The following is a 10,491-nucleotide window of genomic DNA, read 5'->3' as shown; positions in this document are numbered from 1 at the left end:
AAGAGATACTACGAGCAACTACAGGTCAGCTAAATTTGTGTCTACTTTCTTGACAGGGATCCACTTAGCCCTGCGTAGGTGCATTTCTGCACCTACATTCGCTAATTCTCAGCGATTAGTCATATGTAGGTGCGTTTCTGCACATACAATCGACAGTTCACAGCGCTTAGCCCTACGTAGGTGCATTTCTGCATCTACGATCGACAGTTCACCGTGCTCAGCCTTGCGTAGGTGCGTTTCTGCACCTACGATCGACAGTTCACCACGCTTAGCCCTGCTTAGGTGTATTTCTGCACCTACAATCGCTAGTCTACCGCTCTCAGCCCGGTGTAGGTGCGTTTATGCACCTACGCAGGGCGTGTGTGTAACAACAGAAATAAGCGTTGCTCAGCAACGCTTATTTCTGACAACCTAACACTACTTACTCGCTTTGCGTGTTAGCCGGTCGAGGCGGTGACGCAGGGCGTCGATTTCTTTGCGCCGCTTGCTGTCTGGGCGGCTGCTGAGTGGCTGTTCGAGCGCCAATGCAAGAGCCGAGCGCGCGTAGATGAGCGCTTGGGGGATATCCTTAGCCTTATGCTCGTAGTACATCGACAACTCGATATGTGCATCCCAGTCAGGAATGGCACCTTGCTCTGCGACGCTGGCTGCCTTGTTCCAGAGGGCGATTGCGTCGGCCCATTGTCCAAGCCGCTTATCGCGCTCTGCAAGTCGATTCCAGACCGATGGCGATGCTTCGGTCACGCGTCTAACATTGGCGAGCAGCGGTGCTGCCGATTGTTCTTCGCCCATCCGCTCCAGCCATAGCCCTGTCCGGACGAGCTCCTCTGGCTCCGATGGCATCGGAACGGCAGAACCGATTCGTCCCGCCAGCAGATGACCGAATCGGATCGCAAGCGCTGCAAGCGACAGCATATCGATCTCATTATGACGGAACACGTCGAGCAGCGGCTTCGGATCGCCGTCAGCCAAGTAAGCGAAGTACCGTCCCGGCGCCTCCGAGCCTGGAAGATCATCCTCTCGGAATACGCCCAGCCGTTCCTCTTCCACATAGCTCAACTTGCAGGAAACAAGCGTGTTCCGCCAAATGCTGCGTGACGGATGTAGAAAATCAAGATGCAGCGGCTCCCACACTTTGCTGCCGAATCCATTCATGATGAAGCGGCTCTGCATGAGCGGCCAGTCGAACGTTCTTCCATTGTATGTTACGAGGTATTGGAACTGTGGCAGCCGTTCCTTCAGATCGGATAGCATCGCCCGCTCCTCCGCAGGATGCCGAATGATCGACTGACGTACAACATAATGGCCATCCTCGTAGTACGCAATGCCAAGCATGAAAGGTACATTTCCCGTACCCGCGCCAAGCCCCGTCGTCTCCAGATCGAGGAACAGCACATTGTCTGGGCGAAGCGCTGCAAACGACGATGTCGCAGCGCCGTTAACCCCAACGCCCATTACCTGTTCATCTCCATGAAAAGCACTCAAGGCCTGTACAGCTTCATGCCATTCGGCAAATGCATGATGCCCATGCTGGTATTCAAGCGGATATCGAATTTCTTTGGCCAGAAACTCGCCCATTTCATTGCGCACGAGTCTCACATCATATGGCTCCCATTCAGGAGGAGAAGCTGAATGCATATCCGTTGCTTGATCGTTGCTCGTTGCTAGATCATGCTTCGCTGCTTGTTCGTTCGCCGATGCTTCGCAAAGCCCTGGTTCATCACACAACTGCGCTCCAATCGCACTGACCTCGTCATCCCTCTGTCCCTGCTCACGTTCTATATTTACAGAATCATTCGTTACTACAGCTGCAACTACTTCGGATGCAACCGACTTAACCTCAGCATCCACCGTATTCGCAGCGCTCTCCGAAACAGCTGCGGCAGGAGCCTCTGCCGCAGTACCTCGAAGCCGATTGAATCGATCGCGAAATGCACTCATACGCTCGCACCCGCTTCCTCCAGCAGCTGCAGCGCCTGCGACTTGCCGAGCAGGCCGACCTCTTCGATTGGGCCAACGCAAGCCGGACAACCGCTTAGACAGGTGCAATTGCTAATGAGCCGATGCGCACGACCGAGCAGCTCGTCGTGCACCTCGTATAACCGCTCGCTAAGCCCAATGCCGCCAGGGTATCGGTCGTAGAAGTAAATCGTCGGCCGCTGGGTATGAACGGCCTTCACCTGCGGGACTACGCGAATATCGAGCGGGTCGCACATCAGATAGACCGGCGCGATATGCACGAGCACGTTCGCGAGACCAAGCAGCGCGCACTGCATCTCGTTCGTCCCTTTCCCCTTCGCCGCCTCCTCGCTGAACGAGAACCAGTAGCCGCTCGTATGCAGCTCCTCTTCGGGCAAATGGATCGGACCTGAACCGATATTCTCGTGCGTGCGCAATCGGATTTTTTTGAAAATCGTCGCCTTCGCATTAACCGTCACTTCGCCGTAGGTTCGCACGATCTCGCCGCTCGTCTGCTCTTTGTCCGCGTGCAGCACCTTCAGCTCAACTGCCATGTTGGCATCGGTGTAGTAGTCGACATCGACCTCCCGTACATACGCTTTCTTCTCATGGTAGTCCAGCTTCTCCACCTGATACTGAACGCCCTCATGAATATAGATCGCTTCGTCGTGAATAAGGGTCGGCGCGCTGAAACGATCGACTTCGCCAAGCACGCGGCTGCCCTCTGTCATATCGATAATAATGAAGTTCTCCTGCGCAGCCGAGCGAAGCGAAATGCCGTGCGCCGGGAACGACTGCTCCATCCAATACCAACGATTGCCCGTCCGATGCAGCACTTTCTCGTCAACGAGAAACTCTAACATATCTTCTAGATTCTCCGACCCGAACGTCTCGCCAATCTCGAAAGGCAGCTCGTAAGCCGCACACTTCACATGATCGATCAGAATAAGCAGATTGTCGGGGTGAATAAGCGCCCGCTCCGGCGGACGGTTGAAGAAATAATCCGGATTCTGAATGATATATTGATCAAGCGGGTTGCTGCTCGCCACCATGAACGTAACCGAGCTCGTCTTCCGACGGCCTGCGCGTCCCGACTGCTGCCAGGTGCTCGCGACCGTTCCGGGATACCCATTCAACACGCAGGCTTGCAATTGACCGATATCGATGCCTAGCTCAAGCGCATTCGTACTGACGACGCCGCGAATTTCACCGCTTCGAAGTCCCTTCTCGATCTCGCGCCTCAGCTTCGGCAGATAGCCGCCGCGATAGCCGCGAATCGTCTTGTCCCCGATCTTATCCCGCACCAGCTCCTGCAAGTACGTGAGCAGCAGTTCAACCCGAACACGGCTGCGCGCGAACACGATCGTCTGCACGCCTTGCTTGAGCAGCATGCCCGCCAGCTTACGCGTCTCCAATACGCTGCTGCGACGAATGCCAAGCTGTTGATTCACAACCGGCGGGTTATAGAAAATAAAATGTTTCTCGCCCATCGGCGCACCATTATCGTCCACCAGCGTTACCGATTCCCCGATGAGCCGCTCCGCATGCTCCTTCGGATTATCGATCGTCGCCGAGGCGCAGATGAACTGCGGCGACGAACCATAGAATCGGCAAATCCGCTTCAGTCGGCGGATGACATTCGCCACATGGCTGCCGAACACGCCCCGATACGCATGAAGCTCATCAATCACAATGTATCGAATATTCTCGAACAGCTTCACCCATTTCGTATGATGAGGCAGGATCGCCGAATGCAGCATATCGGGATTCGTCACGACGATATGGCCTGCGTTGCGTATAGCCGTTCGTACCGTCGGCGGCGTATCGCCGTCGTACGTATGCGTCTTAATGTCAACTTCCATAATGTCTGCGAGCTTCTGCAGCTCCGCTACCTGGTCTTGCGCGAGCGCCTTCGTCGGGAACATGTACAACGCTCGTCCATCACTGTTCTCCAGCAGCGATTGAAGCACAGGCAGGTTATAACACATCGTCTTGCCGGACGCTGTTGGCGTAACCGCAACGACATGGTCGCCTGCACGCACGGCGCCGTATGCCTTGGCCTGATGGACATACAGATCCTCGATTCCGCGCGAGCGCAGCGCTTCCTTCAGCTCGGGTGCCAGATCGCTTGGCAGCGGCGATGTGCGCGCGTCACGCGGCGGAATAGTGTGCCAATGCGTCACATTGTCCATCAGCTCCGGCTCTTTCTTCAGATCCTCCAACCATTCCTCGAGATCATTCGCCCGTCCCGTCCATCGATTCATTCCGATTCCTCCACTCCACCGAACGCCATAGTCTATTCCATATTGTACAGAATGCATGTTCGGCTGGCAATGGAAACGATGGACAACTGCTGGAAGCGCCCATAACCCGCCGAAGCGCGAGCCTTCGGCGGGTTTCTATTTTCATTCACAGCTGCACACTACCTCGAACAGTTACACATAAGGCGGCTCCCACGTTTTTTTGTCCCAGCCCAGTCTTGTGCTCTGTACGTTCAAGTTGCGGTCCAATGTCACTGCGGCGCTAAACGGCAGTTTATCGTTGCTCCAGAAGCGGACGTCGCTCCATGTGACTTCATAGCCATCCAGCCGCTCTTGGACTTGCACATGAACGTTCGTAGCGAAAGCCAAGAATGCACGGACGCCGTCGGTTTGCATCGTTGCAATAGCTGGTTCTGTGCCGCTTAACGACGAAGTTTTGGATATTATGGCTTCGCGCACGATGCCCGAACTGCTGATTTTGCCCGACTCATAGCAATCTGGCCCTTCCGCAACGAACTGCCAAGCTCGGCCCGACATCAGCGGGAGCAGGGATACGCGCGTGCGTCCTCCTAATGCTTCTTGAAGCTTGCGCTGCCACCGCAGCCGCTCGGATAAACGCCAGCCCATATAGATGAGAGTCAGCCCATACAAAATTACAAACACCGGCCCCATAATTGATGCACTTACAAGGCCGGTTAACCAGATCAACCCGCACAGCAAGTGCGAACCGAATATATAGGGATCAAATAAGCACAACGAATCGAGATGCAGCCAGCGCCTCGTGAACGGACGCAAGCATTGAACGCCATACCCGTTGAACAAATCAAGCGTAATGTGAAAGCAGACTGCAAGCAACGTCCACAGCAGAAGCAGACCAAGATGGTCCATAACCCCGAACAGCCATGCCATCGGCCAGCCAATGACGACAGCCCACGCGAATGGAGCGGGCAGGGAATGCGTAATGCCGCGGTGCACCCGCAAATACGTGGTTTGCCCTTTCAGCCTAGCGGCTGCATCCAGATCAGGTGCATGACTGCCCAGCATTGAAGCGGCAATGAGTGCATGCTGCAGCGTCGTGTCGGCGGCGACTCCCGGTATAGCCAATGATGCGCCTGCCAGCGTGAAGCCAAGGAGCAGATGACTTGCTGAATCCATAACGATCTTCCTCCCTCACTTCGAATCTGCTATACGCACATCCTAAGGGAGAACCATTAACGTATTGTTTGCGGATTCTATCGAAATTGTAAGGATCAGGATTGCATGTATAAAGTGGCAAATGCTGTGCATCTTAAGCTAGGGCTCGGCGATAAAGTTCCCAGCTTACACCAAACATACGCATAACGGAGGCTCAATAACATGGCACCTAAACCAGATGACAGAAGCAACAACGCGGCACGTCTGCGCGAATCGATTCAGAATACGCAGGACAATCTGCGTGAATCGGAAGACTATCTCGATGAGCATGCAGAAGAGATTGCACCAAGCGAATTGAACGCTCTCAAACAGAAAAACCGCAATCGTCAATCCGCCATCTCCGGCTTCGAGAGTGAATTGGAAGACGAAGAGCCGCTCGAGTCCTAGCATCCAACACGCCATCTTGGCACAAAAGGCTGTTCGAATCGCCGACGCACCGTCGCGCTTTTCGAACAGCCTTTTCAACATGACTACCGTTTATCGTACAGTTATCTGCGGTGAATCAGCTTCTGCACGGCACTGCGAACACGTCTCCGTCGCTAGCCGCATCCGTCACCGGGAAGATCGTCCTTGCTTCATCGGCAAGCCGATTCGCATCCGCAAGCTCATACCGCGAGCTAAAATGCGTCATGACCAGCTTGAGTGCACCTGCCCGCTTCGCAATCTCCGCCGCCTGCAAGGTCGTAGAGTGACCGTACGCTTCTGCCTTCTCTTCAAGCCCCGCTGCGAATGTCGCTTCATGCACGAGCAGATCCGCGTCATGCGCCAGCCTTACAGCCCCCTCGCAAGGCTTCGTATCGCCTAGAATCGTAACGATACGCCCACGAATGCTCGGACCCATGACATCCTTGGCGCATACCGTCCGTCCATCGGGCAGCTCGATGTCATTCCCCGCTTTTAGACGGCCGTACAGCGGACCTGCAGGCACTTGCGCAGCCTGCAGCTTGTCGACATCGAGCCGGCCTGGCCGATCGTACTCCGTGATTCGATAGCCGAAGCATGGCACCCGGTGTTCAAGCTCCGCTGCTTCCACCCGATAATGCCCATCATCGAACAGTAAGCCCTCAATCGTTTCAACATAATGGATGTCGTACGCAATATGGGTGCCGCTCAGCTCGAACAACGTCTCCACCATCTTCTGCAAACCTGGAGGTCCATAGATGGTTACAGGGTCCACCCCTCCGTCGTACGCACGTGTACTGAGCAGCCCTGGCAGGCCAAATACGTGATCCCCATGCAGATGCGTGATGAATATCCGATCGATTCGGTTCAGCTTGAGCGGCGTCTCGAGCAGCTTATGCTGCGTACCCTCTCCGGCATCGAACAGCCACACCGATGTCGACGGAGCCGGCAGCTTCAGCGCCATCGAAGTGACATTGCGAAGCCGGCTAGGCCTCCCCGCACCGGTTCCTAATAAAGTAAGCTCCACGCGTTTACGTTCCCCTTCCCAGCACATCAAACGTTGTTATTTCGCAACGCAGCTCCTATGTGCAGTATGGCATGTGCAACCAACCGTCATACCCATTCCAATGACGTTCCTTATCGCTAATGATGCGATTATATACAAAAAGCCCCGGGAAAGCCGCCCTGCAGACGGCACCCGGAGGCTTCATTCATCAAGTCTGATTAAGCTTTGTCTACGTTAAAGTAACGTGCTTCCGGATGTGCGAAAACCATCGCCGATACCGAAGCTTCCGGCTCCATCATGAACTCCTCGGTCAACTCAACGCCGATATCCTCAGGCTTCATGAGCGCGAAGAGCGGGCCTTGATCCTCGAGATTCGGGCATGCCGGATAGCCGAACGATACGCGAATACCCGTATAACGAGCGCCGTGACGTTGAGCCATCGTCATGTCGACTGGATCGGAGATGCCCCAGATGTCGCGCATGATATGGTGAACGCGTTCTGCAAGACCTTCTGCAAGCTCGATCGCTGTCGCTTGGATCGCATGCGAGAGCAGATAATCGCCATTGTCCTTATAAGCTTCCGCACGTTCCCGAATGCCGTGGCCTGCCGTTACAACGAGGAAGCCTACATAGTCCATCTCGCCGCTTTCCTTCGAGCGAAGGAAGTCTGCCAGACAGAGGAATGGCTCCACGTTCTGACGTGGGAACGAATAACGATGCAGCACTTTCGAATGATCCGCTGGATCGTAAATAATGATGTCATTGCCTTCGGATTGAGCCGGGAAGAAACGATACATCGCATGCGTTTTGATCGAACCGTTCTGCGCCGCATCGCGAATAATGCCGTCTACCGTTTCTTTCAGCTGTTCGGCTTTCGAATCGCCGGAAGCGAGCAGCTTCTCATAGTTACCCTTCAGGCCAAGGTGATGCCCCATCAGCGTCTGCATGTTCACATAAGGAACGACTTGAGCCACTGGAATGTTACGTAGTACGTGACGTTCCAAGTCTGGTGGAACCATAACCGGCACGTCCGCCGCTACGTTGGATCGAACGGCACGCGTCAATTCTGGCATTGCCTTCGGCTCTTCCGTAATGCCGAAGCCTGCCGCACGCAGCTCTGCATGCTCTAACTCGATCCGCTCGCGATGCTTCGGATCGACGAGCTTGTTCGCAATATCAAGTCCGTCCATCGCATCCTTCGCGTACAGCACAAGGCCTTCATACTCCGGCGCAATCCGCGTCTTCGTGAACTTACGAGTCAGTGCTGCGCCGCCTACGAGAATCGGAGCATCGATGCCAGCGGTGCGCAAATCCTGCGCCGTAACGACCATCTGCGCTGCCGATTTCACGAGCAGTCCGGACAGACCGATCGCGTCTGCCTTCTCTTTGCGATAAGCTTCGATCAGCTGTTCTGGCGGAACTTTGATGCCAAGGTTAATGATTTTGTAACCGTTGTTCGAGAGAATGATCTCAACCAGGTTTTTACCGATATCGTGAACGTCGCCTTTGACCGTCGCGAGAATGATTTTACCCTTGACCGACGACTCTTCCTTCTCCATGAACTGCTCGAGATGCGCAACCGATGCCTTCATGACCTCGGCGCTCTGCAGCACTTCTGCTACAATCAGCTCATTGCCGTTGAACAGTCGGCCGACCTCTTCCATGCCCGCCATAAGCGGGCCGTTAATGATGTCCAGCGGAGCATATTTGGTCAGAGCCTCGTCGAGGTCAGGAATGAGTCCTTCCTTCGTACCTTCGACAATGTAGGAAGCAAGGCGCTCTTCCAGCGTCAGATTCGATGCTTTCTCCTTCTTCACGACCGTCTTATCCCGGAACGCTGCAACGAACGCTGCGAGCGTCTCATCGTTCGTGTTGAAGATCAGATCTTCCGCCAGCTTCCGTTCCTCTGCAGGTATCGATGCATAACGCTCGATTTTCTCCGAGTTTACGATCGCATAGTCGAGGCCCGCTTTCGTACATTCGTACAGATAGACCGAGTTCAACACTTCGCGGCCCGCAGGAGGCAGACCGAACGAAATGTTGGAGAGACCGAGAATCGTCTTTGCACGCGGATATTTGGCCTTGATCATCCGTATGCCTTCAATCGTCTCGACCGAGGAACCGATATATTGCGGGTCGCCGGAGCCAACCGGGAACATGTTCGGGTCAAAAATAATATCGTCCGGCGTAACGCCATATTTGTTCACGAGCAGGTCATACGAGCGATCCGCTACTTCCATCTTCGCTTCGCGCGATACCGCTTGGCCGCGTTCATCGATTAGGATACAGACAACGGCGGCGCCGTATTTGTGCATTAACGGAACGACCTTCTCGAACTTCGATTCGCCGTCCTCTAAGTTAATGGAGTTAATGATTGCTTTGCCCTGCGAATATTTGAGCCCAAGCTCAATAATATGATCATAGGTCGAATCAAGCATGAGCGGCGCTTTGATCTTCTTCACGACTTGCGGAATGAACTGATGAACCGCGTACGTCTCGTCTACGTCCGTATCCTGCAAGTTGATGTCGATAATTTGCGCACCGTTCTTCACCTGGGAACGCGCAATCTCTGAAGCTTCGTCGAACGAACCTTCTTTAATGAGACGCTTGAATCGAAGCGAACCCGAGATGTTCGTCCGCTCGCCGACCATGATTGGACGGTTCGCGTCTTCAATGTATACCGTATCGATACCGGTTACAGCCGGCAAGTGCTCGCCAATCTTGGTACGCGGCGCGAACTTCGCCATCGTCTCCGACATTGCCTTAATATGCGCAGGCGTTGTTCCGCAGCAGCCGCCAGCTACGTTCAGCCAGCCGCTCTCAGCGAAACCGGCCATCTTGGCTGCCAGCGAGTCCGGCGTTTCATGATATTGTCCGTTCTCATCCGGAAGACCGGCATTCGGATAGCAGCTGATCGCGGCAGACGAAATTTCATGCAGCGTCCGGATATGGTCACGCATGAACTCTGGACCTGTTGCACAGTTAAGACCGATCGAGATCGGCTTCAAATGTTCAAGCGACAGGTAGAACGACTCAATCGTCTGACCGGCAAGCGTTGTACCCATCGGCTCAATCGTACCGGAGATCATAATCGGGAGCTCTTTGCCAGCCGTCTCGAATGCTTGACGAATGCCGATACCGCCCGCTTTGACGTTCAGCGTATCTTGGCTCGTCTCAAGCAGCAGCGCATCAACGCCGGCTTCGATCAGTGCAAGAGCTTGTTCGTAGTAGCTTTCGACAAGCTCGTCGAATGTTACCCCGCCAGTGACCGAGAGCGTCTTCGTCGTTGGTCCCATTGCGCCAGCAACATAACGCGGTTTGTCAGGCGTCGAATATTTGTTGACTGCATCTACAGCCAGCTTCGCTGCCACAAGGTTCAGCTCGCGCGCTTTTTCCGGAATATCATACTCTTGCAGGACGACGCTCGTCGAACCGAATGTATTCGTTTCCAGAATGTCGGCGCCGGCCTCCAAGTATTGTTCATGTATCGATTGAATGACATCAGGACGCGTCAATACGAGCATTTCGTTACAGCCTTCGAGTTCCTCACCGCCAAAATCCTCTGCAGTAAGGTCAACTTGCTGAATCATCGTACCCATTGCGCCGTCCATAATCAGAATGCGTTCTTGCATAAGCTGCTTCAAGTCGGGTTTCGTCATGCTAACATCA

Annotated in this window: 6 protein-coding genes; 1 reads left to right on the top strand and 5 read right to left on the bottom strand. The window is 54.4% G+C overall.

Annotated features, from left to right (window positions below; genetic code table 11):
- Window positions 1-417 precede the first annotated feature (417 nt).
- The 3 genes from SBI19_RS26660 to SBI19_RS26650 form a co-directional block, all read right to left on the bottom strand.
- On the bottom strand, window positions 418-1,941 hold the full coding sequence (locus SBI19_RS26660; RefSeq protein ID WP_317972565.1) for a ribonuclease H-like domain-containing protein: 1,524 nt from the start codon (window positions 1,939-1,941) through the stop codon (window positions 418-420).
- A complete protein-coding gene (locus tag SBI19_RS26655; RefSeq protein WP_317972564.1) occupies window positions 1,938-4,223 on the bottom strand; it encodes a DEAD/DEAH box helicase in 2,286 nt (761 codons plus the stop codon). Before SBI19_RS26655 ends, SBI19_RS26660 begins: the two co-directional genes overlap by 4 nt.
- 171 nt (window positions 4,224-4,394) lie before the next feature.
- A complete protein-coding gene (locus SBI19_RS26650) occupies window positions 4,395-5,375 on the bottom strand; it encodes a metal-dependent hydrolase (RefSeq protein WP_317972563.1) in 981 nt (326 codons plus the stop codon).
- A 201-nt stretch (window positions 5,376-5,576) separates the two neighbouring features.
- Here SBI19_RS26650 and tlp point away from each other — a divergent pair, with 201 nt between their 5' ends.
- The gene (gene tlp / locus SBI19_RS26645) at window positions 5,577-5,801 is read left to right on the top strand and encodes a small acid-soluble spore protein Tlp (protein ID WP_317972562.1); all 225 of its coding nucleotides are present in this window, start codon (window positions 5,577-5,579) and stop codon (window positions 5,799-5,801) included.
- A gap of 115 nt (window positions 5,802-5,916) precedes the next feature.
- On the opposite strand, the gene rnz is transcribed toward tlp, so the two are convergent.
- Window positions 5,917-6,843, bottom strand: coding sequence for a ribonuclease Z (rnz, locus tag SBI19_RS26640; protein ID WP_317972561.1), 927 nt, complete (start codon window positions 6,841-6,843; stop codon window positions 5,917-5,919).
- Between the two features lie 197 nt (window positions 6,844-7,040).
- Window positions 7,041-10,481 (bottom strand): methionine synthase, encoded by a 3,441-nt coding sequence (gene metH, locus SBI19_RS26635; RefSeq protein WP_317972560.1) that lies wholly within the window; start codon window positions 10,479-10,481, stop codon window positions 7,041-7,043.
- Between the last annotated feature and the right edge of the window lie 10 nt (window positions 10,482-10,491).

The sequence above is a fragment of the Paenibacillus sp. CCS19 genome (assembly GCF_033239625.1).
Taxonomy (GTDB): domain Bacteria; phylum Bacillota; class Bacilli; order Paenibacillales; family Paenibacillaceae; genus Paenibacillus_T.
Note: the sequence above shows the minus strand (reverse complement) of the source record. Positions and strands in the feature narration are given on the sequence as shown.